Source organism: Streptomyces fulvorobeus, from assembly GCF_013167895.1.
GTDB classification, from domain to species: domain Bacteria; phylum Actinomycetota; class Actinomycetes; order Streptomycetales; family Streptomycetaceae; genus Streptomyces; species Streptomyces fulvorobeus.
This window is the reverse complement of the sequence record NZ_BLWC01000001.1, coordinates 2253246-2278901: the sequence shown is the minus strand read 5'-3', so window position 1 is coordinate 2278901 and position 25656 is coordinate 2253246. Positions and strand designations below refer to the sequence as shown.

The window sequence follows — 25656 nt, the reverse complement described above, 5'->3', positions numbered from 1 at the left end:
GCGGCTGGTGTTCAGGTGTGCGGCAGGCGTGCATACGGCGGGTGTTCTAGGTGCGTGTGCCCTCGGCACGGCGGGTGACCGCCCAGGAGGCCGCGGCGACGCCGCCCGCCACCGTGAACACCGCGGGCCACGCGCCCAGCTTCTTGGCGAGCGGGTGCGAGCCGGCGAACGCGGCGACGTACGCGACGGTCAGCCCCGCGGCGGCACGCGGCCCCGCCTGCCGGTTCCACTCGTACGCGGCGACGGCGCCGGCGGCGGCCAGCGCCACCCCGCCGAGCGGACGCTTCCTGGTCCACCGGGCGACCCCGTACCCCCCGACGAGCCCGCTCGCCGCCACCACCGCTGCCGGAACCTTCGCCGTCTTCCGCATCTGCCGCCACCTCGCCTTGTGTCTGGTCTGCGCCAATCCTAAGGGTGGCTGTCGTGGCGTAGTCGGCATCGTGCAGCGGTACGTCGTCCGGCGGGGACCGGGCGGCGGCGTGCCGGGGGTCCCGGCGGCGCGGGGCCCGGTATCGCGCCTGCACGCGTATCGCGGACCTTGCGCAGCGCAACACGCGACGCGGAGTCCGCAATCGCCCCCTTCGGTTGGAACCGGCGCCTCCATGGGGAGGAGGGAACCATGGCCGCTGCGCGGAAAGCCGATGTCAGGACGCTCGACCGGCTCGCGGGCCGGCAGCGGGGCCTGGCCACCCACCGCCAGCTCCAGGCCGCCGGAGTGGCCAGGAGCATGATCGGGCGCCGGTGCCGGCCGGGGGGTCCGTGGCAGCGGGTGCTGCCACGGGTGACGTTGATACAGACCGGCGCCCCGGACCCGTACCAGCGGATGCCGGCGGCGGTCCTCTACGCCGCGGGACCGGGCTCGGCCCCGCTGTCCGGCGCGACAGCCGTGGTGACGGGCGAGGCGGCGCTGTCGCTCTACCGGGTACGCGGTACGGGCAGCGGCACGGTGGACGTGCTGCTCCACGAGGGGCGCAAGCTGCGGGACATCGCGTACGTACGCATCCGACGCACCCGCCGGCCGCCGCCCAGCCTGCTCTTCGAGGGCGTACCGTGCGTCCGCAGGCCGCGCGCGGCGGCCGACTTCGTCGCCCGCGAGACCCGCCGCCGCCTCAAACTGGAGACCCACGGCATCGAGGTGGTCACCGTGGCCCGTCCCTGGTCCGGGACCACCCGGACGAGGTGGTGGCAGCGGTCTTGGCCAAGCTGCGCCTGGGCGCGGGACGAAGGGAGCCACTCGCGGTGAGGGTGGCGGCGTAGGAATGGGGACTGGGTTCTACCAGGGGAATCATCGGTGGGCTGATTTGAACTACGCAGTGGGGTCGCGTCTTGACGGAGCGTCGGTGGCCTGCTGGGGTTGTCGTGCTGAGATCGACTACAGGGGGTTTCATGGCCAGGTCCGATCTTCGTGCGCTGTTCAGGTCCAACGATCGTGAACTCAAAGCGGTCGACTTCTTCGCGGACCGGCGTGACGAGTGGGCCACTGTGGCGGCCGCCCTTGTGAAGCACACCCGGCGGGTTACGCGGCCCGGCTTCGACGTGGAGGACCTGGAGACTGCCCGGCGGAACACCCTGGTCTTCTACGGGGTGGGGGGCATTGGCAAGTCCACTTTCTCTCGCGGTGTGGCGGAGCACCTGGCGAGCGGCTCGGCCCGGGACTGGGCACCGCTCGATGCCGAAGTGGGGCGGGTTTTACCTGTACGCATCGATCTATCGCGTGAATCGGGTGCTGACTTTGAGACACTCATGCTGGCCTTACGGCTGGCGGCATCGGAGCTCGGTGAACCCATGCCGGCCTTCGACCTTCCCTTCCAGCGATACTGGGAGCGCAACCACCCCGGCGAACCGGTCGACGAGTATCTGCGGCGGCGCACCTGGTTCAGCAGATTCCCCGGCACACGGTCGCTCTCGGGTCAGATGCAGTCCGCGCTTTCCGACGTCGCGCAGGCGGTGGCCCTGCCGGGAACCGCGGGCGCACTCATCGGCCAGAGCGTCGGCCTGGTCGTGCGGGCACTGCGCGAGCACCGTCAGCAGGTACGCGCCCTTGCGGAGTGTCGTCGGCTAGCTGACCTGCTGGAGGCCGACCCGGACCTGGAGGCTCTGAGCTACTACTCTCATTTGCTCGCTTGGGATCTTAGCCGTGTACCGGACAAGAAGCGGGCGACTCTCGTAGTTCTGCTGGACTCCTTCGAGGACGTCGGCGACCGAGTACACCGCGATGTGGAGAGGCTGATCCAGCGCGTGGTGTGGCTTATGCCGAACGTGTTGTTCGTCATCACCGGCCGAAATCGGCTCCAGTGGGACGACCCCAAGCTCGAAGGCCAGCTCGACTGGGCGGGACCGGAATGTTGGCCGCTGCTGGTCGGCGGTGCGAGTGAGGAACCACGCCAGCACACGGTCGGTTACCTCTCGGCAGAGGACTGCGAGATCTACCTGTGTGAGCGGCTGACTATTGCCGGGCGACCGCTGATGGACGACCGCACCCGTCACATGATCACCGCGAACTCCCATGGCTTGCCGCTCTACCTCGACCTGGCAGTCATGCGGTTTCTCGACCTCTACCGCCGCCACGAACGCGCCCCGGCGCACAATGAGTTCAACCTCGACTTCCCTGCCCTCGTCGCGCGTACGTTCCGCGACCTCAGCCCAGATGTACGCCGTGTCCTGCGGGCCGTCAGCCTGCTGGACTCCTTCTCGGTGGAGCTGGCCACCGCCGCAGCGGGCTTGGATCACGATGCCCCGGCCCTCGATCTGGTCGAGCGACCGTTCGTCGACTCCGACCCCGATGCCCCCTGGCAGTATCGGTTGCACAACCTTGTGCGCGACGTGGCACGCGAGGCCGATCATACGAGCGAGGACCGGTGGAGCGAGGCTGACTGGGAGCGCGCGGCGCGCCGCACCTTTGCTGCACTCGGCCGGGAGACAATCGGTGACGACCGCACGCGGCTCGTGGCCGCACTGAGGCAGGGCTTGCGCTTGGCCCGCGACTACCAACTGGATCTGGGCTGGCTGGCCGACGCCGCATTCCAGTACGTCGACGACTTCATCTGGGAACCTATCGAGCTCCCCGCTCTGGACGAGAGCGGTGTGGCGGTGATCAGCACTCCCGCGGATGCGCTCGCCGTGACGCTTTCGGCGATTGCCCAACGACAGCGCGAGCACCGTGGACGCACGGCGGACCGACTGCGAGCGGTCCTGGCCTCGGATCAACTTCCCGAGGAACTGCGTGAACTACCGCGCTACTTCCTGGCGGAATGCGAGCGTGATCTGGGGCACTTCGACGACTCGCTGGACGGTATGCGACAGGTCGCCGACGCCGGAGGTCGACTCGCTGCCACAGCAGCACGTGGCCTGGTGCACCTGGCCCGCCGGGTCGGCCGGTTCGAGCGTGTACGTATCGCTGTCGATGCCCTCGGTTCGCAGGGCCGGGCCGACAGGGCCCGCGGCGACCTGTGGTGGACACAGGGGAACATCGGGCCGGCATGCTCCGCCTACGCCACAGGCCGGGACGGAGCACTGGGCCTTAACCAGCCGGGAGAAGCAGCGCTCTCCCAGGCATGCCTGGCCTTTGCCGCCGCCTTCCAAGACCGTCCGCGCGCAGCGGAACAGATCGCCCGCGCACGAGAAATGCTCGGCGGAGTGTCGATCCGATGGGCAGACATTCAGACCGCCATCGCCACGCTCGTACGGGATGCCGGTGTCGCCGCGGACCTGCCTCAGCGTGCTGAGGACACCGTCACCCAAGCCCGCGAAGCGGGACTCACGTCTTCCATCGCCTACATCCGCTTGGCGGTGTGCCTGCATTTCCTGGTGCTCGGAAGGCCCGCCCAACTGGACGAAGCGCGGGGGAACCTGCGGGCGTGCGTCAGAGGGGAGGAGTTCGCGTACTTGGCGGAACTTTCGTATCTCATGGCCGACGAGGAGCCGCCGGCTGACCTTCCCCGAGCGCAATGGCTGGACGGACAGGCATCCGTACGGGCACGCTGGGTGGCGATCGTTGAAGATCGGCGCCGGGAGGCTGCCGCGATCAGAGGAGAATGAGCCGGTGGCGAAGTACACCACGCTGGAGCAAATCGACCTGTCGGCCGTGGCCGACAGTTACGACCTCCGCGATCCAGGGCTCGCCCCCTTGTCGGGCGGCGCGGCCAACTCCAGCTTCCGTCTCTCCACGGCCTCCGCCGAATTCGTTCTGACCATCCTGGACAATCACGACACAATGAGCGCCAGATCCTTGGCTGCGCACACTCAGGCACTTTTCCTCCTCGGTATACCGACTACTGAGGTCGTTCCGGCCGCCGATGGCTCGCTCATCACGCATTGCCATGGGCGTTCGGTGATTCTGAAGACATGGATCGAGGGGCAGGTGTTGCAGCCCTTGCCGTTCACACTCCTGCCTGAGGCGGGTCGGATTCTCGCGCAACTGCACGATCTTCCTACGCAGTCAGCGGGTCTTACCGATATTCCGGTTGGAACCCGCCGCCTGTCGGCGGACCAAGAAGCCCTCATTCCGGAACTCCCGGACAGGGACTTCGCGGCATGGCTTACCGACCGGCTCAACTTGTTGCGTCGGGTCGAAGCGACGGATCGCCGCCCACGAACGGTCACACACGGGGACCTGTTCGACGACAACATCATTGTGCGGACCGACGGCAGGCTCACCGTCCTCGACTGGGAGACGATTTCCCTCGATGATCCGCTGCTCGACCTTGGTATGGCTGCTGTGGGATTGGCTCAGGTAGACAGCGAACTGGCCCCGGAGCGTGTGCAGGCTCTGGTCGCCGGTTACGAGGAAATCGCGCCGCTCTCGCAGAAAGACGAGGCGGCGCTCCCCGGGGAGATCATCCACGCGGCGCTGATCATCGCATTCCACCGCTACTACCGGCACAACATCCGGTTCCCCGACCCGTCCAAGAGCACATACCACAGGGAGATGATGAGGTTCGTGGAGTCGGTGGACGGGGCCGGGGTGCGGGGCTGACGGAACGAGGCTAGTTTCAGCCAGGGGGGATCTTTATCGGACACACGTGCGGCTGGAGTGTGCGGTGATGGTCAGGTGTAGCTGCCTCGCGGCAGCATGTCCGCATGGCTGCATACAGAGCGAACTTCGGACATGTGAACGACATCCTCCCTGGTACTCACTTTGAGTCACGGAAGGATGTGAAGGATGCCCAACTCCACAAGGAGCGCGAGGCGGGCATTTCGTGGGGGCGTGACGACGAGGATGAGCGGGCGGCAGATGCCATCGTGCTCAGCAATGGTTACGCAGATGATGTGGATCAGTGGAACGAGATCACGTACACGGGCGCTGGAGGGCAGACTCGAAACTCCAGTCAGCAGACGTCTGACCAAAGCTGGGATAACTATGGCAACGCCAGTCTCCGACGCAGCCGAATCAAGGGAAACTGTGTTCGCGTCATCCGTGGAAGTAAGGGTGAGCGGGCATACTCACCGGGTAGCGGTTATCGGTACGACGGTCTGTACGAGATCGTGGCTGATTGGTCGGAGACCGGGCGGGCTGGATTCCAGATTTGCCGCTTCAAGCTAAGGCGCCTCGCCGATGAGCGCCAGGAGCTCACCTCGGTTGAGCGGCAGGTCCAGGACATGCTGGACCGCAGAGGGCAGCATTTGACTGAGGATTCGGCTGACGACGCTGTCAGTCGAAGGCGCACCACGACGGTCGAGCGCATCGTCCGTGATACCGCGGTCGTCCGGCGAGTGAAGCGGTGGCATAACTTTGCGTGCCAAGTGTGCGGTCTCTCCCTCGCGGTGGGGGCAGATGGCAGAAGCTATGCCGAAGGTGCGCATATACACGCACTCGGCGGGCCGGATGGCGGCCCAGATGTCGATAGCAATGTGCTGTGCCTGTGCCCGAATTGCCACGTGCAGTTGGACCGAGGGGCGCTCTATCTCACAGATGACCTACGCGTCGTAAACCGGTTCGCGAGGGGTGGGGCGCCTCGGTCTGCGCCGTTGAGGACGGTGGAGCAGCACCGCATAGAGAAGCGTTTCATACGAGCTCACCGTCGCTTCTGGGGTATTCAAGAGCAGAGTCTCAATTCTTAAGCAGCCGCGATAGCGGAGTACGTCAGCACGCAGGAGTGATGAGCGTTTCGTACAGCCCAGCAACAGGTGCGGCGTCGCGTCCGTGAGGGAGTGTGGTGTCGGCAAAGCCGTGTCGGATGTCAACTGGCGTGAAATAATGGCAGGTTCAGGGGACGGGACGTTCCAGGTCGCTTCGGGTGGACGGTAATGGCGCCGATGGGGGTACGCGGATGACGGACGGGTCGAGCGTGGGTGGGCAGGGGTCCGGGGTGGCGGGCGGGACTGTCGCGGTGCGGATCGGGGTGAGTGGTACGCACACCCGGCGCGATGACCTCGAAGCGCTGCACACCTGGTTGCAGAGTGCCCCTGATCTCGAAGAGGTGCGCGAGGCCGACCAGCTGGCTGTCGGGCGGGAGGTCTCCGCTCAGCAGACCGAGGGCATGAGCGGGGAGCTGATCCAGGACATCGTGCTCGTGGTGTCCGTGGAGGTGGCTCGCAACGTCATCGACAAGGTCTGGCGGTCCGTGGAGACCTGGGTGCGCAACCGGCGCAGGTTCGCCGATCCCGAGGAGACGCCGCGCGTCACCCTCGACGGGCCGGCCACCGGGCCCGGGGCCGGGCTCGGGCGCGACACCGACCGGGACGGGGCTGGCCGGCCTGGCGGCAACGGCGACGGGCAGCCTGGCGGCGACACCGGCGGGCGGCCGGGCGGCGGAGGGCGTACGCGCGGTGACGACGAGGCCGGGGAGGTCTAGGCGCCGTGCCGCCGTACAGCGCGCGCGGCGAGGAGGGCAGGGGCAAGCGGCACCGTGCCGTGATCGTCGGCGTCGCCCCCTACACCGGTGGACGTAACGACCTGCCCGCCGTCCGCCACAACCTCCGGCTGGTGGCCGAGGCGCTGACCGCCGAGGGCACCGGGGTGCTCGACCCCGCGGATCTCGTCCTCATCCCCGGCGAGGGCGAGGGCGAGGGTAAGGGCAAGGGCGAGAGTGAGGGTGCCGGGAAAACCGGTGCCGTCGATCCGCTTCAGGTGCGCGCCGCCCTGCGCGCCGCGCGGGACGAGGTCGACGGGCTGCTGATCGTTTACTTCGCGGGACACGGCATCGTGCGCCCCGACGGCAGCGATCTGCATCTGCTCTTCACCTCCTCGCGGGTGACCCGGGACCGGCAGCACCCCTTCGTGGACACGCTGTCCTGGCGCGACGACGTGATGCCGGAGCTCTCCAAGGCCCGCGCCGACTGGGTCGTGGCGATCCTCGACTGCTGTTTCGCCGGCAACGCCCTGCAGGCGTTCAACCCTGCCGTGGGGCAGAACTTCGCCCTGCTCACGGCGGCGGAGCCCGGTGTGGAGATCCCTCCCGGTGATCCCTCGGCCGGCACGGAGTTCACGGTCCGCCTCCACCGGCTGCTGACCCGGCGCGCGGGCGCCGGGCAGCCGGCCACCTTCACTCGGCTCGTCACCGAGATACGGGAGGCGATGGCCCCCCTCAAAGCCGTCGACGGACACCGGTGGATTCCGGAGGAGCGGCGTCACGGGGACGACGTACTGCTCGCCGTCCCGGGGGGCGGGGGCAGCGGGGCCCTTCCGGCAGAGGGAGAGCGCGAGCCCCGGCCTACGGGGGAGCCTGTAGGTGCGCAGGGTGTGGTGCGGCGGCCTTCCGTGGTGGGGCGGCGGTGGTTACGGCCGGGGCTCCTCGGCCTCGTACACCGTGTACGCCGCCGGGCGTCGTCGTCCCACCAGCCCGTACGCCGCCGCGCGCCGTCGCTCCACCGCCCGGCCCCCGGGTCCGTACCCCGTGGCCCACGGTCGCGGCGCGCACGCATGACGGCGCTCGGTCTCCTGGGCGCCGTCGTCGCCGCCGGGGTCGCGGTCTTGATGTCCGGGGGCTGCCGGGCGGGGCGTCCGGGGACTGCCCGCCCGCCATGGAACTCCGGGTGCTGACCGATCCCGATCTGCGGTCCACCGTCAAGAAGGCCGCCGACGCCTATATGGAGCGCGGCGACGGCTGCCGGGCGGTCGGCATCACCACCTACGACGCCAAGGCCACCGACGCGGTGGCCGCCCTGCGGTCCTCGTCCCTCTGGCAGGACCCGCCCGCCACCTGTCCCGCGAGCGGGGACTGCCTGCGGCCCCAGCGTGATGTGGGCGCGCAGCCCGACATCTGGATTCCGGCAGCGGGAAGCGCCTGGCGCCGGGTGATGGACGACGGGCAGGCCAAGGACGGGGCGAGTGTCCCCGCTTCCTCGGCCGGTGCGGGGGCGAAGGGCGAGGGCGGTGCGGAAGGGGAGGCGGGCGAGCGGGTGGTGAGCCTGAAGTCCCTGGGGTCCGTCGCCTTCACGCCCATGGTCCTGGCCGTGCCGCTCTCCGTGCCCATGGCGGAAGCCGCGAAGACCGGATATCCGCTCGGCGCGATCGTCGCCGCACTCCGCGACGCCCAGCGGCCCGGCCGTTCCGTCTCGGTCCTACGGCCGGACCCCGAAGGCACCGACGGGGCGCTGCTGGCCACCGAGGCCCTGTACGGCTCATCGGGGGCCGGGGCGGCATCGGCCCTCGAACAGAGCATGGCGCAGGCGCTGCGGCCGATGCCCGGTACCGCCCGCGAGCTGATGTGCGCGCTGGCCGACGGCTCCCGCAACCGGCTGGAGGACGGTGCGGCGGTGCTCGTACCGGAACAGACCATGGCCCAGTTCAACCAGCTGCCCGCCCATCTGGGCCGCCCCGCCTGCGCGACGGACACGCTGGAGGGCCGCGCCGCCTACTACCCCTCCGACGTGCCGGTGCTGGATCTGCCCTTCCTCCGGGTCACCTGGGAGGACGCGGGCCGCGACGCCAAGGCGCGCGACCGTGAGGTGACGCGCTTCCACGAGTGGCTGGCCAACGACCCGCAGGCGCAGGAGTTCTTCGTCCAGGACGGTTTCCGCGGGGTCAGGGACGGCGAGCCCGTACCGCCTGCCGAGACCTCGCCGCTCAGGTCGGGACCGAACGGCTCCGCTGTTCTCCGCTCGATCCCGCCGACGACCGGCAGCAAGGCCACGGCCGCCTCGCTCAGCGCCACCCTGCGCCGCTACCGGCAGGCGCTCGGCCCCGGGCGGGTGCTGTATCTCCTGGACAACTCGACGTCGATGGCGGACAAGCGGGTCTGGGAGGGCCCGGGGCGGGCCAAGGAGCTGGTCACCCGGTCGATGGGCTCGCTGGGCGCAGGGGACACCTACGGAGTGTGGTCGATCGCCTCCAGGAAGGGCGCGGATGTGGTGCCGTTCGGGCGGCACGGCCGCGCCGCCGCGCAGAAGGCGGTGGCCGGGGCCCGTACCGCCGATGTCGACGCCCGCGTCGTGGGCGGCCTCCGCGAGGGGTTCGCCACGCTGCGCGACGGGCCGGCCGGGGAAGATCCGCCGAGGCTCCTCGTCCTGGTCACCGATGACGAGGACTCCAGGGACCTCACGAAGAAGGAGCTGGCGGACCTGGTCGCCCTCGCCGAACGCGCACCACCGGTACGGGTCGTGGTGGTGTCGTTGCGCAGCAGCGGCTGTACGTCGGGCCGGCTCAACGCGGCGCTCACGGCGGCGACCGGCGGGCGCTGTCTGGACCTGGCGGACGACATGGAGACCGAGCTGACCGCCGAAGTCGCCAAGACGGGTACGGGGGACGCGGAATGAGCCGGAGCGGGAGAGTTCGGGGGAACACGGGTACGCGAGGGCGGGCCCTGCCCGCCGCCGCGCTCGGCTGTCTGTTCGCCCTCGTCTCGGCCGCCTGCTCGGGTGGGCCCGGCGGTACGGCCCCGCCGGGCAAGGACGCCGGAGCGTCCGACCGGGGGCCGATCGTCGTCGCCAGCGGGCTCGACGTCACCGGGTCCGGCGGGGTGCGGCAGCAGCTCATAGAGGAGTGGAACCGGCGGCACGCCGGCTCCGAGGCCGAGCAGGCCAAGCTCGTCGAGCTGCCTGGCGGCGCCGACCAGCAGCGCAGCCAGCTGCTCGGCGCGTTGCAGTCCGGGAGCGCCGGATACGACGTGGTCAACCTCGACATCACCTGGATTCCCGAGTTCGCCGAGGCGGGCCTGATCCGTCCGGTGCCCGCCGACGAGCCGGTCGACCGCGACTTCATCAACCGGGTCCACCGGACCACCCTCTGGAAGGGCCGTTCCTACGCGCGGCCCTTCAACACCGACGTGGGCCTGCTCTTCTACCGCCCCGACGTGCTGGAGGACGCCGGAATCCAGCCCAGTCGCCAGCCCACCGTCAACTGGACCTGGCGCGACCTCAACGCCTCCATCAAGACCCTCGCGCTCAGTCCGCGACGGGGGGAGGACCAGGCGGGCTGGACCACGCAGCTCAAGCAGTACGAAGGACTCACCGTCAACGCCGTGGAGGCGTTCGCCACGGCGGGGGTCGAGCTCGCCGACGAGGACGGCAGCTACACGGCGAGCGAGGCGGAGCTCAAGAAGGGCCTCGACGAGCTCCTGGCGCGCACCCACCACGAGCGCATCCTGCCCAGCGCGGTCTCCTCGGACGAGACGGCGACGCTGGCCGACTTCGCGGCCGGACGCGTCGCCTTCCTGCGCCACTGGCCGTACGTGTACGGGGCGTTGCGGACCCTGCTGCCGCCCGACGCGTACTCCGTGAACCGGCTGCCCGGCACCTCGGTGCTGGGCGGGCAGAACCTCGCCGTCGCATCCGATTCCCCGCGCGCCGGGAACGCCCGCGCCCTCATCGAGTTCCTCACCTCGCAGGAGAGCGAGCAGTGCCTCCTCGACGCGGGCTTCGCCGCGACCCGGGCCTCCGTGTACAACAGCAGTTCAAGGCGCTGCTGGCCCCGTGTCGCCGCCACGCTCCGCCCCGCCCAGGGGGCGCCCCGGCCACCGGCGGTCCGTCGCCCACGCCGCCCGCCCCGGCGGGGGAGGGCGGCGCGGACGACCAGGGGGCGTTGGCGCGGGCCGCGTACACCCAGACCCTGAGCCGGGCGCTGAACGAGGCGGTGCAGCGCCCCCGCACGCCGTACTACGGGGCGTTCACCCAGGTGTTGCAGTCACACGTGCACGCGCTGCTGGCCGCCGAGTCGCCGGACAGCGCAGCGGTGGCCGCCAGGCTCCACCGCGACCTGCGGGACGCCTTCGAAGGGAAGTGACGCCGCACGCGGCCGCCCAGCGCACGCGGCCGGACAGCTCACGGGGACGGGTCAGGCGGCTCCGTGGCACGTCCGGTACGCCCGCTGCGATCCGCACCAGCACGCCGCGCTGCGCGCCGGGGGCCACGGGATCGCGCGGCCCCGGGCGGCGAGCGTGGTGGCGTACTGGGGGAGGAGGTCCGGATCGGCCGGGGAAGCGGCCTCCGAGGCGGCGAACGCCTCGTACGAGGGAACCGTGCCCGCGACGATGCCCAGGTTCGGCGTACCCCCGGCGTGCAGGTCGCGCAGTGCGGTCTCCAGGCGGGCCAGGTGCTCGGCAGGGGAGGGGTACTCGTCGGCCAGGTCCGGGTAGGCGCCCAGCAGCTCGGTCAGCTCCGCTTCCGGCCAGTGCAGGACGGCCACCGGGAACGGACGCGACAAGGCGGCCCGGTAGGTGCCCAGTTCGGCGCGGAGCCGGGTGATCTCGGCCTTCAGCTCGCCCGGGTCCGATGAGCCCAGGGACCACAGGCGCTTCGGGTCGTGGAGCTCGTCGAGCGGGACGTTCGCCGTGCTGAGGGCGTCGGCCAGCTCGTCCCAGGCGTCGTGGTCGTGACCCATCAGCCTGCGTACGCGGTGCCGGGCGGTCAGCAGGGACTGGGTGGCGTACGGGACCTCCTCGCCCGGCGCCAGGAGCAGGGTCAGGGCGGTCTGGAGGAAGTCGTGGGCCGCCTCCAGCTCGTCGTGGGCTTCGAGGGTCCCGGCGACGATCTCCCACGGGGCCGCCTGGAGGGGGCCCGCGACGCGGATGCCGTCGATGATCGCGCGGGCCTCCGCCTCGTGGCCGTACTCCCACAGGTTGGCCGCCTTGAGGGCCTTGACCAGGTACGGGTTGCCGGTCTCGGTGGGGGGCGCGCTGAGCAGTGCGTCGTAGAGGCCGGTGGCGCGAGCGCGGTCACCGGCCAGTTCCAGATGGGCCGCGGCCTGGAGGAACAGCGGTTCGTGGTCCTCGGGGTACTGCGCCGCGGTGCGCAGCAGGCGCTCGGCTTCGGTGATGTGGTCGGCAGGCGTGTCGGGGCGCATGGACCACACGGTACTGCCGTACGGGTGCTTGGCGAGAGAGCCGGCGGACGGCGTGGGTGACGACACATGTCCGTGGGTGACGGGGATGCGCCTGCCGGCCGCGCGAGGACCAGGCGTACGCCGCCGCCCGCGCATCCACGGACCGGTCCGTGCCGTGCTGTCCATCCGGTCCGTGCGGCCGTCCCTGGTCCGTGCCGTCGCCCCCCGGCCGCACCGTCGCCCCCAGGGCGCCCGTCACCTCGCCACGCCGCCTCCCGCCACGCCGTACCACCTGTCACCCCGTCATACCCCGCCGCCCGTCATACCCACCCTCCGTCGTTCCCGGCACCCGAACGACGTACCCCTCTCGCGCGGACCGCGCCGAACCTCCGCCGCGCGCGGCCCCGTTGGAGCGCCCCCCGATGACCAGGCAGGTCCCCGGCGGCAGCCCGATCCGTCCGGCGCGCGAGTGTCCCACCCCAGTGTTGCGTCTTAATGAAAGACGAAAGAAAAGTCTGGTCGGGGTTATTGACCGTGCGATCCGGGGCGGGCAAGGTTCCGGAGAGCGCTCTCCCATCCAGCTTTGTTCCAAGGAGACCCCCCATGCCCGCACCTGGCATACGTGTGTCCGCACCACCTCTGAGAACAACCTCGGCAGCCGCCCGCCGCGGCATCGCGGGAACCGTCATCGGCGCCCTGGTCGGCACCCTGCTCGTCCTGCTCCCCGCATCCGCCGCCCAGGCCGCGCCCGTCCTGCTGTCGCAGGGCAAGCCGGTGACGGCGTCCAGCGAGGAGAACTACGGCACCCTCGCCGCGTCCGCCGTCGACGGCAACAGTGCGACCCGCTGGTCCAGCGCCCACTCGGACCCGCAGTGGCTCCGCGTCGACCTCGGCGCGACCACCCAGGTCAGCCAGGTCGTCATGGACTGGGAGGCGGCGTACGGCAAGGGCTACCGCATCGAGCTCTCGACCAACGGCACCGACTGGTCGACGGCCTTCCAGACCACCACCGGCGACGGTGGCACGGACACCGTCAACATCTCCGGCGAGGCCCGCTACGTCCGGATGAACGGCACCGCCCGCGCCACCCCGTACGGTTACTCGCTCTGGGAGTTCAAGGTCTACGGCGAGACCGGCGGCGACGGTCCGCAGCTGCCCGGCGGCGGTGACCTCGGCCCCAACGTGCACGTCTTCGACCCGTCGACCCCCGGCATCCAGACCAAGCTGGACCAGGTGTTCAAGGAGCAGGAGGCGGCGCAGTTCGGCGCCGGCCGGCACCAGTTCCTCTTCAAGCCCGGCACCTACAACAACCTGAACGCCCAGATCGGCTTCTACACATCGATCTCCGGTCTCGGCCTCAAGCCCGGCGACACCACCATCAACGGTGACGTGACCGTCGACGCAGGCTGGTTCAACGGCAACGCCACGCAGAACTTCTGGCGCTCCGCCGAGAACCTGGCCCTCAACCCGGTCAACGGCACCAACCGCTGGGCCGTCTCGCAGGCCGCGTCCTTCCGCCGCATGCACGTCAAGGGCGGACTCAACCTCGCGCCGAACGGCTACGGCTGGGCCTCGGGCGGCTACATCGCCGACTCCAAGGTCGACGGCCAGATCGGCAACTACTCGCAGCAGCAGTGGTACACCCGTGACAGCGCGATCGGCGGCTGGTCCAACGGCGTCTGGAACCAGACGTTCTCCGGCGTCGAGGGCGCTCCGGCGACCGGTTTCCCGAACCCGCCGTACACCACGCTCCAGACCACCCCGATCTCCCGTGAGAAGCCGTTCCTCTACCTGGACGGCAGCACCTACAAGGTCTTCGTCCCGGCGAAGCGGGACAACGCCCGCGGCGTCTCCTGGAGCGGCACCCCGCAGGGCACCTCGATCGGCCTGGACAAGTTCTACGTCGTCAAGGCCGGCGCCACCGCCGCCACCATCAACCAGGCGCTGGCCCAGGGCCTGCACCTGCTCTTCACCCCCGGCGTCTACCACCTCGACCGGACGATCAACGTCAACCGCGCCGGCACGGTCGTCCTCGGCCTCGGCCTGGCGACGGTCATCCCCGACAACGGCGTCACCGCGATGAAGGTCGCCGACGTCGACGGCGTCAGGCTCGCCGGCTTCCTGATCGACGCCGGCACGGTCAACTCCCCGACCCTGCTGGAGATCGGCGCGCAGAACTCCTCCGCGGACCACGCCGCCAACCCCACCACCGTCCAGGACGTCTACGTCCGCATCGGCGGAGCGCACGCGGGCAAGGCCACCACCTCCATCGCCGTCCACAGCGACGACGTGATCATCGACCACACCTGGGTGTGGCGCGCCGACCACGGTGACGGCGTCGGCTGGGAGACCAACCGGGCCGACTACGGGGTCCGCGTGTACGGCGACGACGTGCTGGCCACCGGCCTGTTCGTCGAGCACTTCAACAAGTACGACGTCGAGTGGTACGGCGAGCGCGGCCGGACGATCTTCTACCAGAACGAGAAGGCGTACGACGCGCCCAACCAGGCCGCCATCCAGAACGGCGACACCAAGGGGTTCGCGGCCTACCGGGTCGACGACTCGGTGAACGTCCACGAGGGCTGGGGCATGGGCAGCTACTGCAACTACAACGTCGATCCCAGCATCAGGCAGGACCACGGCTTCAAGGCCCCGGTCAAGCCCGGCGTGAAGTTCCACAGCCTGCTCGTCGTCTCCCTCGGCGGGATGGGCCACTACAACCACGTCATCAACAACACAGGGGCTTCGACGGTCCCGGCCGGCACCACGACCGTGCCGTCCAACGTCGTCTCCTTCCCCTGATCCCTGCCCGATGACGTGATACCGGTGGCGCGGGCCGTGCCCGCGCCGCTGATCCCCCCGGGGTGGCCGCCGCCCTTTCCGGCGGCGGCCACCCCCGCCCCCACCCTCACTGGAGCCGCCATGCTCTCCCTGCGCAGACCAGCTCTCACCCTCACCGTGGCCGCCCTGCTCGCCACCTCCCTGAGCGTCGTGGCCCAGCCGACCGAGGCCCGCGCCGCCGACGCCCTCCTGTCCCAGGGCAAGACCGCCACCGCATCCTCGTCGGAGGGCGACGGCTACTCCGCCGCCCTCGCCGTGGACGGCAACCTCACCGGCACCCGCTGGGCCAGCCAGTGGTCCGACCCCCAGTGGATACGGATCGACCTGGGCAAGAAGTACAACCTCAGCCGGGCCGTGCTCAGCTGGGAAGGTGCCTACGGCAAGGCGTACGAGATCCAGGTCTCGGACAACGGCACCGACTGGACCACCGCCAAGAAGGTCACCGACTCGGACGGCGCCACCGACGACCTCGCCCTCACCGGCTCGGGCCGTTACGTCCGGATGCTCGGCACCACCCGCGCCAGCGGTTACGGCTACTCCCTGTGGGAGTTCCAGGTCTACGGCAGCGAGGGCACGCCCCCGCCGCCCACCGGCGCCGTGCGCGTGACCGGCTCCCAGGGGAACTGGCAGCTCACGGTCGGCGGCACCCCCTACACGGTCAAGGGCCTCACCTGGGGTCCCGCCATCGCCGACGCCCCCAAGTACCTCCCCGACGTGCGGTCGATGGGCGTCAACACCATCCGTACCTGGGGCACGGACGCCGGCACCAAGCCGCTCCTCGACTCGGCCGCGGCGAACGGCCTGCGGGTCGTCAACGGCTTCTGGCTCCAGCCCGGCGGCGGCCCCGGCAGCGGCGGCTGCGCGAACTACGTCACCGACACGGCGTACAAGAACACCATGCTCACCGACATCTCCAAGTGGGTGGAGACCTACCGCAGCCACCCCGCCACCCTCATGTGGAACGTCGGCAACGAGTCGGTACTCGGCCTCCAGAACTGCTACAGCGGTACGGAGCTCGAAGCGCAGCGCAACGCGTACACCACCTTCGTCAACGACGTCGCGAAGAAGATCCACACGATCGACCCGGACCACCCGGTCACCTCGACCGACGCCTGGACCGGCGCCTGGCCGTACTACAAGCGCAACGCCCCGGACCTCGACCTCTACTCGATGAACGCCTACGGCGACATCTGCGGAGTGGAGCAGGACTGGGTCGAGGGCGGCTACACCAAGCCCTACCTGATCACCGAGGCCGGACCGGCCGGTGAGTGGGAGGTGCCCGACGACGCGAACGGTGTGCCCGACGAGCCGACCGACGTGCAGAAGGCCGCCGGATACACCAAGGCGTGGGACTGCGTCACCGGACACCAGGGTGTCGCCCTGGGCGCCACGCTCTTCCACTACGGGACCGAGCACGACTTCGGCGGGGTCTGGTTCAACCTCGTGCCCAACGGGCTGAAGCGGCTGTCGTACTACGCCGTGAAGAAGGCGTACGCGGGCTCGACGGCCGGTGACAACACTCCGCCGGTCATCACGAACATGACGGTCAGCCCGGCCTCCGCCGCCCCGGCGGGCGGGGAGTTCACCGTGCGCGCCGACATCCGGGACCCCGAGGGCGACCCGGTCGTGAACAAGATCTACCTGAGCGGCAACTACGCCAGTGGCGACAAGCGGCTCGTCGAGGCGCAGTGGAGGTCGACGGGCAACGGCACCTTCGCCGTGACGGCGCCGGAGAAGCTCGGCGTCTGGAAGGTGTACATCCAGGCCGAGGACGGACGCGGCAACGCCGGCATCGAGACGAAGTCGGTCAAGGTCGTCGCACCGCCCGTCACCGGCACCAACCTCGCCCTGAACAAGCCCACCACGGCCTCGTCCCACCAGGCCGCGTACGGCGACTGCCCGTGCCCGCCCGCCCGGGCGACGGACGGCAGCACCGACACCCGCTGGGCCAGCGACTGGAGCGACCCGCAGTGGCTCCAGGTCGACCTCGGCGCCCGTACGTCCTTCCGCAAGCTCCAGCTGGTCTGGGACCCCGCCTACGCCAAGTCCTACGAGGTGCAGGTGTCGGACGACGGCACCACCTGGCGCTCCGTTTACCAGACGACCACCGGCAACGGTGACATCGACACCCTCGACGTCTCCGCGACCGCCCGCCATGTGCGCCTCCAGCTGACCGCTCGCGGTACCGGCTGGGGCTATTCCCTCCACGAGTTCGGTGTCTACAGCTGACCGCACCGACCCGACCGAAAGGCAGGAGAACCTCCATGGGATTACGCAGCAGACGGCTTCCCGCACTTCTTCTCGGCACCGCGCTCGTCGTGAGTGTCCTGGGCGTCGGCACGATCGCGACCGCCGCCGATCCGGGTAGTGCCACGGGACCGCGTACGACCGCGACGGCCGCGGCGCACACCGGGCACACCATGGCGCTGTCCACCCAGGCATCGGGTGACGACCTCGACGGGGACGGCTACATACCGGCCGTGCCGCAGGTCACCGGGGTGACACCGTCCACGGCGACCCCTCCGCGCGCCTACTTCCACGAGTTCCAGGCCAACTGCGAGGTCACGCACACCGCACCGGACGACCCGATCGTCTACCCGGGCCAGGCGGGGAAGTCCCACGACCACACGTTCATGGGGAACAGGTCGACGAACGCGAACAGCACCACCGGCTCGCTCTACGGCGGTGCCACCACCTGCAAGGCGCCGGCCGACGCCTCCGCGTACTGGATGCCCTCGCTGTACAAGGGCGAGCAGAAGATCCTGCCCGTGGGGCCGCAGGTCATCTACTACAAGGCGGGCGTCACCGACTACACCAGCGTGCGGCCCTTCCCCAAGGGCCTGCGGTTCGTCGTCGGCAACCCCATGCAGACCGCCCAGCAGTTCCGCGCCCACAAGGGCTTCGTCGAGGGCTGGGAGTGCGGTGACAGCTTCTTCAACACCGACATCCCGGCGAGCTGTCCGAGCCGGCCCGACGTGCAGCTCAACCTGCGCATGCAGGCGCCCAGCTGCTGGGACGGCAGGTACCTCGACACACCCGACCACCAGAGCCACATGAGCTACCCGGTCGTCAGGCCGGGGACCAACGACAACATGTGCCCGGCCTCCCACCCGGTCGCCCTGCCGATGGTCGAGTTCAAGATGGCGTGGCCGGTCAACGGCGACATGAGCCAGGTCCGCCTGGCCAGCGGACGCGGCTACTCCTTCCACTACGACTTCTTCAACGCCTGGGAGGAGCGCACCCTCAAGGCCATGGTCGACCACTGCATCGTGGGCGGCCTCCAGTGCGACCCGCGCGGTTACGACCAGAACCAGCCGCAGAAGGGCGCGGTACTGAACTCGGAGTACCGGCTGCCCTGATCACGAGCTGATCCGATACGGGCGGTCCGTGCCCGGCCGTCCCCTCGCCACCGCGGGAGGGGGCGGCTCTCGCCGTCAGTGGGCCGCCCGCTGCTGGAGGGTCGCCCGCCAGGCGGGGGCAGGCTCCTCCGGGCCGGTCTCCCGCGCACGGCCGCCGCGCGCGAAGAAGTCGGCGAGCGGCAGGATCGCCGCGCCGACGGTGACGGCGTCCGGTCCCAGGGTGCCGAGGTCGATGCGCACGTGGGAGGCCGGGTAGGACAGGGCGTAGGAGGTGGCGTACGTGCGTACGGACTCCAGGAAGCGCGCGCCGAGCTGGAGCCCCGCCCAGCCGCCCACCAGGATGCGCTCGGGCTGGAAGAGGTTGATGAGGTCGGAGAAGCCCGCGCCGAGGTACTCGGCGGTCTCGTCCAGCACGGCCAGCGCCGTGGCGTCCGCCTCGGGCACCGTGCCCTTCCCGTCCCCGCGGGGATAGGCGGCGGCGAGCATCGCGGTCAGTGCCGTCTCCTCGTCGGCGCCCTCGGGCGGGCACCCGCCCGCCTCGGCCCAGCGCTGGAGGAGCGCCTCGGCTCCCGCGTACGCCTCCAGACAGCCCTGGGCTCCGCAACGGCAACGGCGTCCGCGGACCCGTACCGTCAGGTGCCCCCACTCCACGGCCCGGCCCGGACGCATGGAGTCGGAGACCACGCAGGCGCCGACGCCGGAGCCGAAGAGCACGACCACCGCGCTCTGCGCCCCGCGGCCGGCCCCGAACCACATCTCGGCCTGGCCGAGCGTCTTGGCGCCGTTGTCGATGTAGTACGGCACGGTCTCGGGCAGCACCCCGGACTCGCGCAGCAGCCGCTCCAGCGGTACGGCGTCCCAGCCGATGGTCTGGCCGTGCACCACGGCCCCGTCGTCGGGGGTCCGCGCGACGATGCCGGGCACCCCGATGCCGACCCCGAGCAGCCGGTCGGGAGGGATGCCTGCCCGGTCCAGGACCTCGGCGATGCCGTCGAGGAGGTGGCCGACGACGACACCGACGTCGTAGCGGGTGTTGCGGCCGACGCGGTCGCCGGTCAGGGGTTTCTCGACCCGGGCGAGCTCGGTGAGGGCGAGGTCGAAGAGTTCGATGCGCACGCGGGTCTCCCCGACGTCGACGCCGATCATGTAACCGCAGCGGGGGCTGATGCGCACCAGGATGCGCGGGCGCCCGCCGCCGGAGTCGACGCTTCCGGCCTCCTCCACGAGCCCTTCCGCGACCAGCTCCGCCACCACGTTGCTGACCGAGCCGGAGCTGAGGCCGGTGGCGGGTCCGAGCGAGAAGCGGCTCAGGGGCCCGTCGAAATACAACCGTTGCAGAACGGCGGTGCGGTTTTCCCGCCGCAGGTCACGCACCGTACGGCCACTGCGCACCTTCACCTTGCCCCCTTTTGAAGTTCCTGCCCGCAACCTACAGGCGCCGAGGCCCTTGACGCGACCTTCGCTTGAGGTTTAACTCACATCCTAAATTAAGTCGTAGGGGCCTTCGAGGTCCGAACGCGGGACGCTGCTCCGGCCCATCTCCCCTCCGATGCCACTCACCTCCTGAAAGGCCCCTGTCGACATGCGCAGAAGCCGAGCCGCGGCCGTCGGTGCCGTCACCCTCTCACTGGTTCTCACCGCGGCCGCCTGTGGTGGCGGATCGTCCGGTACCGAGGGCTCCAACGAGAAGCCGAAGACCCTCACCTACTGGGCCTCCAACCAGGGTGCCAGCCTCGAAGTCGACAAGAAGGTCCTTCAGCCGGAACTCGACAAGTTCGAGAAGGAGACCGGCATCAAGGTGAAGCTGGAGGTGGTCCCCTGGGGCGACCTGCTCAACCGCATCCTCACCGCGACCACCTCCGGCCAGGGCCCGGACGTCCTCAACATCGGCAACACCTGGACGGCCTCGCTCCAGGCCAGCGGCGCGCTGCTGCCGTGGGACGCGAAGAACTTCGACAAGATCGGCGGCAAGGACCGCTTCGTCGAGTCGGCGCTCGGCTCGACCGGCGTCCAGGGCCAGGACCCCTCGGCCGTGCCGCTCTACTCCATGGCGTACGCCCTCTACTACAACAAGAAGATGTTCGCGGAGGCCGGCATCACCAAGCCGCCGGCCACCTGGGACGAGGTCGCCGCCGCCGGCAAGAAGCTGTCCAAGGACGGCAAGTGGGGCCTGGGCGCCGAGGGGTCGAACCTCTCCAACAACATCCACCAGGTCTTCGTGCTCGGCAAACAGCACGGCGCCGACTTCTTCACCCCCGACGGCAAGGCGGACTTCACCTCCGACGGGGCCGTCGCCGCCGTCAAGCAGTACGTCGACCTGATGGCCAAGGACAAGATCATCGCGCCCGGCAACGCCGAGTACGCGCAGAACCAGTCCCTCAGCGACTTCGCCACCGACAAGACCGCGATGGTCCTGTGGCAGACCGCGTCCGCCACCTTCAAGTCCCAGGGCATGAACGAGGACGAGTGGGGGTCGCGCCCGCCCCGGTGCAGTCCGGCGCCCCGGGCGAGGGGACCGGCACCAACTCCATGGTGGCCGGCATCAACATGGCCGTCTTCAAGAACACCAAGAACATCGACGGCGCCACGAAGTTCGTGAAGTTCATGACCAGTGACGAGGAGCAGAAGGTCCTCAACAAGGCGTACGGCTCCATCCCGCCGGTCAAGGCCGCGCAGGAGGACCCCGCGTTCAACGGCCCGGCCCTCGCGGTCCTCAGGGAGACCCTCGCCACCAGCGCCGCCGCCCTGCCCCAGGTCCCCGAGGAGTCGCAGTTCGAGACCGTCGTCGGCACCGCGGTCAAGGAGCTCTTCGCCGACGCCGCCGCCGGACGCCCGGTGACCGAGGCGTCGGTCAAGTCCAAGCTCGACAAGGCCCAGCAGCAGATGCCCAAGAAGTGAGTGCGGACACCACCATGACCACCACCGCAGCCCCCGACCACACGGGCGCGCGGACAGCACCGAAGGACAACCCCGGAGCGGCGCCCCGCAAGCGCCGCTCCGGGCGGCTGCGCCGTATCAGCCTGCCCTACCTGCTGCTGCTCCCCGCCGTCCTGCTGGAACTCCTCGTCCACCTGGTGCCGATGATCATCGGCATCGTGGTCAGCTTCAGGGAACTCACCCAGTTCTACCTGCGCGACTGGACCACAGCCCCCTGGGCCGGTCTGGACAACTACGCCCTCGCGGTCGACTTCGACGCCCCCGTGGGCCAGGCGCTCCTCAAGTCCTTCGTCACCACCTGCATCTTCACCGTCGCCTCGGTGGCCCTGTGCTGGTTCATCGGCACGGCCGCCGCGATCTTCATGCAGGAGAACTTCCGCGGCCGGGGCTTCCTGCGCACCCTGTTCCTCGTGCCCTACGCGCTGCCCGTCTACGCGGCGGTCATCACCTGGGCGTTCATGTTCCAGCGGGACAACGGCCTGGTCAACCACGTGATCCACGACCAGCTCGGGCTCACCGACAGCCCGCCGTTCTGGCTGATCGGCGAGAACAGCTTCATCACCCTGCTCGTCGTGGCGGTGTGGAAGGGCTGGCCCTTCGCCTTCCTCATCATGATGGCCGGGCTCCAGAACATCCCCCGGGAGATCTACGAGGCCGCCGCGCTCGACGGGGCCGGCGTCTGGCAGCAGATCCGCCGCATCACGCTCCCCTCGCTGCGCCCGGTCAACCAGGTCCTGGTCCTCGTCCTGTTCCTGTGGACGTTCAACGACTTCAACACGCCGTTCGTGCTCTTCGGCAAGTCGGCGCCCGAGTCCGCGGACCTGATCTCCATCCACATCTACCAGTCCTCGTTCCAGACCTGGAACTTCGGTACGGGCTCCGCCATGTCGGTCCTGCTGCTCCTGTTCCTGCTGGTCGTCACGGGGCTCTACCTCCTCTTCACCTCACGGGGAAGGAAGGCCACCGATGTCTAGCCACTCCGCGCCGCAGCCGCGCTCACCCATGGCCCCGCCGCAGTCGTTCCTGTGGAGCCGGCGGATCTTCCTCTCGCTGCTCACGGTGTTCGTGGTGCTGCCGGTCTTCGTGATGGTCTCCAGCTCGCTCAAGCCGCTCCAGGACGTCTCGGGGAAGTTCCAGTGGATTCCCTCGGGGCTCACCATCCGTCCCTACTTCGACATCTGGGAGACCGTCCCGCTCGCCGACTACTTCCTCAACTCGCTGATCGTGGCCGGTTCCGCGACGGTCCTATCCGTGGTCATCGCCGTCTTCGCGGCCTACGCCGTCAGCCGGTACGAATTCCGCGGCAAGCGCGTCTTCACCGTGACGGTGCTGTCCACCCAGATGTTCCCCGGCATCCTCTTCCTGCTGCCGCTCTTCCTCATCTACGTCAACATCGGCAACGCCACCGGCATCGCGCTCTTCGGCTCGCGGGCCGGGCTCATCCTCACCTACCTGACCTTCTCGCTGCCGTTCTCCATCTGGATGCTGATCGGGTACTTCGACTCCGTACCCCGGGATCTCGACGAGGCGGCCAAGGTCGACGGCTGCGGACCGCTCGGGGCGCTGTTCCGGGTCATCGTGCCCGCCGCGATCCCCGGCATAGTCGCCGTCGCCGTCTACGCGTTCATGACCGCCTGGGGCGAAGTGCTCTTCGCGTCCGTCATGACCAACGAGTCCACCCGGACACTCGCCGTCGGCCTCCAGGGCTACTCCACCCAGAACGACGTGTACTGGAACCAGATCATGGCCGCCTCCCTCGTCGTGAGCGTGCCCGTGGTCGCCGGTTTCCTCCTCCTCCAGCGCTACCTCGTCACCGGCCTGACCGCCGGCGCCGTCAAGTAGCCGCAGCGGTCCCCGACCCTGCCTCCCACCCACGGACAACCCAGAGAGGTCCCCTGTGTCCGCATCCATCGACCTTGCCGCCTTCCCCGCGACTTCGCCTGGGGTACCGCCACCTCCGCCTACCAGATCGAGGGCGCCGTCACGGCGGACGGCCGGGGCCCCTCCATCTGGGACACGTTCTCCCACACCCCCGGGAAGACCGACAACGGTGACCACGGTGACGACGCCTGCGACCACTACCACCGGTGGCCCGAGGACATCGCGCTGATGAAGCGGCTCGGCACCGACACCTACCGCCTCTCCCTCGCCTGGCCCCGGGTCCTCCCCGGCGGCGACGGTCCGGTCAACGACGCCGGACTCGACTTCTACGACCGCCTCGTCGACGGACTCCTCGACGCCGGCATCACCCCCTCGGTCACCGCCTACCACTGGGACCTTCCCCAGGCGCTCCAGGACCGGGGCGGCTGGGCGGAACGCGAAACGGCCGAGCACTTCGCCGCGTACGCCTCCGTCGTCGCCGGACGCCTCGGTGACCGGGTCACCCAGTGGGCCACCCTGAACGAGCCGCTCTGCTCCGCCTGGATCGGCCACCTCGAAGGCCGGATGGCCCCGGGCATCACCGACCTCACGACCGCCGTACGGGCCTCCTACCACCTGCTGCTCGCCCACGGCCTCGCCACCCAGGCGATCCGCGCGGCGGCCCCCGGCGCGCAGATCGGCCTCGTCACCAACCACTCGACGGTGGCCGCCGCCTCCACCCGCTCCGAGGACATCGCGGCGGCCGCCCGCCTGGACGGGCACATCAACCGCTGGTGGCTCGACCCGGTGTACGGCAGGGGCTTCCCCGCCGACATGCGCGAGGTGTACGGGGTCGAGCTGCCCGAGCGCCCCGGCGACCTCGACACGATCGCCGCGCCCCTCGACTGGCACGGTCTCAACTACTACTTCCCGGCGACCGTCACCGACGACCCGCAGGGGCCCGCCCCGTACGCCCGGGAGATCCGCCTGCCGGACGTGCCGCGCACCGGACTGGACTGGCAGATCGACGCGGACGGCCTGGAGGCGCTGCTGATGCGCCTCACCGACGACTACGGGGTCGGCCGGATCTACGTCACCGAGAACGGCTCCGCCTTCCCGGACAGCCGGAACGCCGACGGCTCCGTCCACGACCCGGAGAGGACCGGCTACCTGGAGCAGCACGTGGCCGCCTGCGCCCGCGCGGTCCGCAAGGGAGCGCCGCTGGCCGGGTACTACGCCTGGTCGCTGCTGGACAACTTCGAGTGGGCGTACGGCTACGAGCCGCGCTTCGGCCTCATCCACGTCGACTACCCGACACAGACCCGCACCATCAAGAGCAGCGGCCACCGGTACGCCGAGATCATCGCCGCCCACCGGCAGGCGCACGGCTGACGCGGCCGGGCGCCCGGCCGGGCCCGGCCGCCGGGGTCAGGCGGACTCGCGGACGATCAGCTCGGGGGTGAAGACCATGGACGTGGGCTCGGTGCGCACGCCCCGCACCTGCTCCTCGAGGAGCCGCGCCATGGTCGCCGCCATCCGCTCGACCGGCTGGCGCACGGTGGTCAGCGGCGGCCGGCACGTCACGGCGATGCCCGAGTCGTCGAAGCCGATGACGGCCACGTCCCCGGGGATGCGCCTGCCCTGTTCCCGCAGGACCTGGCAGGCGCCCTGGGCCATCAGGTCGTTGGCCGCGAACACCCCGTCGACCCCGGGGTGCTCCGCCAGCAGCCGGGCCATCGCCACCGCGCCGCTGTCGAGGGTGAACGTGCCCTCGACGACCGGCGGGTGGTGCTGGCCGGCCCGTGCCAGGGTGTCGCGGAACCCGCCGAGCCGCTCGCGGGCGGCCGAGATGTCCAGGGGCGCGCGGATCGTGGCGATCCGGCGGCACCCCCTGGCCAGCAGGTGCTCGGCTGCCAGCCGCGCACCGGTGTAGTGGTCCAGGTCGACGTAGCTGACCTGTTCCGACCGGTCGGGACGGGTGAACAGGACGGTGGGGACCCCGGCGGCGGTCAGCAGCTCCGGCAGGGGATCGGCGGACTGGATGGAGACCACCAGCGCGCCGTCCGCGCCGCCCTGGCGCAGATAGTCGACCGCCTGGTCCCTGGCCTGCTCCGACTCGGCGAACATCAGCACGGGGTGGATGCCCCGGCCCCTCAGGTATCCGAGGGCGCCGCTGACGACCCGGCCGAAGAAGGGGTCGGCGAAGACCCTGGCGGCGAACGCGTCCCCCGCGCCGGAGACGACGAGCGCCACGGTGCCGGCGCGCCGGGTCACCAGGGACCTGGCCGCCCGGTTGGGCGCGTACCCCGTGCGGTCGATCGCATGGCGTACCAGATCCTGGATGCCGGGGTCGACGTTGCGTACCCCGTTCACGACCCGCGACACCGTCGCCCGGGACACCCCCGCCTCCCGCGCCACGTCTTCGAGCGTCGGGCCCCGTCTGCTCATGGCCTGAACCTT

At 70.1% G+C, this 25656-nt stretch carries 18 protein-coding genes and 2 pseudogenes; 16 read left to right on the top strand and 4 right to left on the bottom strand.

Annotated features, from left to right (window positions below; translation table 11 throughout):
* Positions 1 to 46 precede the first annotated feature (46 nt).
* The gene (locus Sfulv_RS10340) at positions 47 to 370 is read right to left on the bottom strand and encodes a hypothetical protein (protein WP_173313417.1); all 324 of its coding nucleotides are present in this window, start codon (positions 368 to 370) and stop codon (positions 47 to 49) included.
* A gap of 249 nt (positions 371 to 619) precedes the next feature.
* On the opposite strand from Sfulv_RS10340, the gene Sfulv_RS10335 reads away from it, so the two are divergent.
* The 9 genes from Sfulv_RS10335 (at position 620) to Sfulv_RS30250 (ending at position 11161) form a co-directional block, all read left to right on the top strand.
* Complete coding sequence (locus Sfulv_RS10335; protein ID WP_173313416.1) at positions 620 to 1243, top strand: hypothetical protein; 624 nt, start codon at positions 620 to 622, stop codon at positions 1241 to 1243.
* Positions 1244 to 1386: 143 nt separating this feature from the next.
* Entirely contained in the window at positions 1387 to 4038 is a 2652-nt protein-coding gene (locus Sfulv_RS10330) for a winged helix-turn-helix domain-containing protein (protein WP_173313415.1), read from the top strand.
* A 4-nt stretch (positions 4039 to 4042) separates the two neighbouring features.
* Positions 4043 to 4975 carry a phosphotransferase gene (locus Sfulv_RS10325; RefSeq protein ID WP_173313414.1) on the top strand — a complete coding sequence of 311 codons (933 nt, stop codon included), beginning with the start codon at positions 4043 to 4045 and terminating at the stop codon, positions 4973 to 4975.
* Positions 4976 to 5109: 134 nt separating this feature from the next.
* Positions 5110 to 6060 (top strand): YDG/SRA domain-containing protein, encoded by a 951-nt coding sequence (locus tag Sfulv_RS10320; protein WP_173313413.1) that lies wholly within the window; start codon positions 5110 to 5112, stop codon positions 6058 to 6060.
* 248 nt (positions 6061 to 6308) lie between these two features.
* Positions 6309 to 6794: a hypothetical protein gene (locus tag Sfulv_RS10315; protein ID WP_246353081.1), complete on the top strand. Its 486-nt coding sequence runs from the start codon at positions 6309 to 6311 to the stop codon at positions 6792 to 6794.
* A 5-nt stretch (positions 6795 to 6799) separates the two neighbouring features.
* A complete protein-coding gene (locus tag Sfulv_RS10310) occupies positions 6800 to 7981 on the top strand; it encodes a caspase family protein (protein ID WP_173313411.1) in 1182 nt (393 codons plus the stop codon).
* The gene (locus Sfulv_RS10305) at positions 7975 to 9696 is read left to right on the top strand and encodes a substrate-binding domain-containing protein (RefSeq protein WP_256668864.1); all 1722 of its coding nucleotides are present in this window, start codon (positions 7975 to 7977) and stop codon (positions 9694 to 9696) included. The genes Sfulv_RS10310 and Sfulv_RS10305 overlap by 7 nt, the downstream gene beginning before the upstream one ends.
* Entirely contained in the window at positions 9693 to 10991 is a 1299-nt protein-coding gene (locus Sfulv_RS10300; protein WP_256668863.1) for an extracellular solute-binding protein, read from the top strand. Before Sfulv_RS10305 ends, Sfulv_RS10300 begins: the two co-directional genes overlap by 4 nt.
* A complete protein-coding gene (locus Sfulv_RS30250; protein ID WP_256668862.1) occupies positions 10961 to 11161 on the top strand; it encodes a hypothetical protein in 201 nt (66 codons plus the stop codon). The genes Sfulv_RS10300 and Sfulv_RS30250 overlap by 31 nt, the downstream gene beginning before the upstream one ends.
* Positions 11162 to 11212: 51 nt before the next feature.
* Here Sfulv_RS30250 and Sfulv_RS10295 read toward each other — a convergent pair whose 3' ends face one another.
* On the bottom strand, positions 11213 to 12220 hold the full coding sequence (locus Sfulv_RS10295) for an SEC-C domain-containing protein (RefSeq protein WP_173313409.1): 1008 nt from the start codon (positions 12218 to 12220) through the stop codon (positions 11213 to 11215).
* A gap of 582 nt (positions 12221 to 12802) precedes the next feature.
* On the opposite strand from Sfulv_RS10295, the gene Sfulv_RS10290 reads away from it, so the two are divergent.
* The 3 genes from Sfulv_RS10290 (at position 12803) to Sfulv_RS10280 (ending at position 18399) form a co-directional block, all read left to right on the top strand.
* Positions 12803 to 15001 (top strand): discoidin domain-containing protein, encoded by a 2199-nt coding sequence (locus Sfulv_RS10290; RefSeq protein WP_173313408.1) that lies wholly within the window; start codon positions 12803 to 12805, stop codon positions 14999 to 15001.
* A 120-nt stretch (positions 15002 to 15121) separates the two neighbouring features.
* A complete protein-coding gene (locus tag Sfulv_RS10285) occupies positions 15122 to 17269 on the top strand; it encodes a discoidin domain-containing protein (RefSeq protein ID WP_173313407.1) in 2148 nt (715 codons plus the stop codon).
* A gap of 35 nt (positions 17270 to 17304) precedes the next feature.
* On the top strand, positions 17305 to 18399 hold the full coding sequence (locus Sfulv_RS10280; protein ID WP_173313406.1) for a DUF1996 domain-containing protein: 1095 nt from the start codon (positions 17305 to 17307) through the stop codon (positions 18397 to 18399).
* 75 nt (positions 18400 to 18474) lie between these two features.
* Here the strand turns inward: Sfulv_RS10280 and Sfulv_RS10275 are convergent, their stop codons facing one another.
* Positions 18475 to 19797, bottom strand: a complete 1323-nt coding sequence (locus Sfulv_RS10275; protein ID WP_173313405.1) for an ROK family transcriptional regulator — start codon at positions 19795 to 19797, stop codon at positions 18475 to 18477.
* A gap of 184 nt (positions 19798 to 19981) precedes the next feature.
* Between Sfulv_RS10275 and Sfulv_RS10270 the strand changes: the two are divergent.
* From Sfulv_RS10270 to Sfulv_RS10255, 4 genes and pseudogenes are all read left to right on the top strand, one after another.
* Positions 19982 to 21297, top strand: a pseudogene (locus tag Sfulv_RS10270) (ABC transporter substrate-binding protein).
* 14 nt (positions 21298 to 21311) lie between these two features.
* Positions 21312 to 22310, top strand: a complete 999-nt coding sequence (locus Sfulv_RS10265; protein ID WP_173313404.1) for a carbohydrate ABC transporter permease — start codon at positions 21312 to 21314, stop codon at positions 22308 to 22310.
* A gap of 28 nt (positions 22311 to 22338) precedes the next feature.
* Positions 22339 to 23178, top strand: coding sequence for a carbohydrate ABC transporter permease (locus tag Sfulv_RS10260; protein WP_173317741.1), 840 nt, complete (start codon positions 22339 to 22341; stop codon positions 23176 to 23178).
* 55 nt (positions 23179 to 23233) lie between these two features.
* A pseudogene (locus Sfulv_RS10255) lies at positions 23234 to 24588 on the top strand (GH1 family beta-glucosidase).
* Between the two features lie 36 nt (positions 24589 to 24624).
* On the opposite strand, the gene Sfulv_RS10250 reads toward Sfulv_RS10255, so the two are convergent.
* Positions 24625 to 25644 carry a LacI family DNA-binding transcriptional regulator gene (locus Sfulv_RS10250; RefSeq protein WP_173313403.1) on the bottom strand — a complete coding sequence of 340 codons (1020 nt, stop codon included), beginning with the start codon at positions 25642 to 25644 and terminating at the stop codon, positions 24625 to 24627.
* Positions 25645 to 25656: the final 12 nt, after the last annotated feature.

Coding starts and splice junctions, on each gene's coding strand:
- Sfulv_RS10340 (WP_173313417.1), bottom strand. CDS start 370: ATGCGGAAGACGGCGAAGGTTCCGGCAGCGGTGGTGGCGGCGAGCGGG.
- Sfulv_RS10335 (WP_173313416.1), top strand. CDS start 620: ATGGCCGCTGCGCGGAAAGCCGATGTCAGGACGCTCGACCGGCTCGCG.
- Sfulv_RS10330 (WP_173313415.1), top strand. CDS start 1,387: ATGGCCAGGTCCGATCTTCGTGCGCTGTTCAGGTCCAACGATCGTGAA.
- Sfulv_RS10300 (WP_256668863.1), top strand. CDS start 9,693: ATGAGCCGGAGCGGGAGAGTTCGGGGGAACACGGGTACGCGAGGGCGG.
- Sfulv_RS10295 (WP_173313409.1), bottom strand. CDS start 12,220: ATGCGCCCCGACACGCCTGCCGACCACATCACCGAAGCCGAGCGCCTG.
- Sfulv_RS10290 (WP_173313408.1), top strand. CDS start 12,803: ATGCCCGCACCTGGCATACGTGTGTCCGCACCACCTCTGAGAACAACC.
- Sfulv_RS10285 (WP_173313407.1), top strand. CDS start 15,122: ATGCTCTCCCTGCGCAGACCAGCTCTCACCCTCACCGTGGCCGCCCTG.
- Sfulv_RS10280 (WP_173313406.1), top strand. CDS start 17,305: ATGGGATTACGCAGCAGACGGCTTCCCGCACTTCTTCTCGGCACCGCG.
- Sfulv_RS10265 (WP_173313404.1), top strand. CDS start 21,312: ATGACCACCACCGCAGCCCCCGACCACACGGGCGCGCGGACAGCACCG.
- Sfulv_RS10260 (WP_173317741.1), top strand. CDS start 22,339: ATGGCCCCGCCGCAGTCGTTCCTGTGGAGCCGGCGGATCTTCCTCTCG.
- Sfulv_RS10250 (WP_173313403.1), bottom strand. CDS start 25,644: ATGAGCAGACGGGGCCCGACGCTCGAAGACGTGGCGCGGGAGGCGGGG.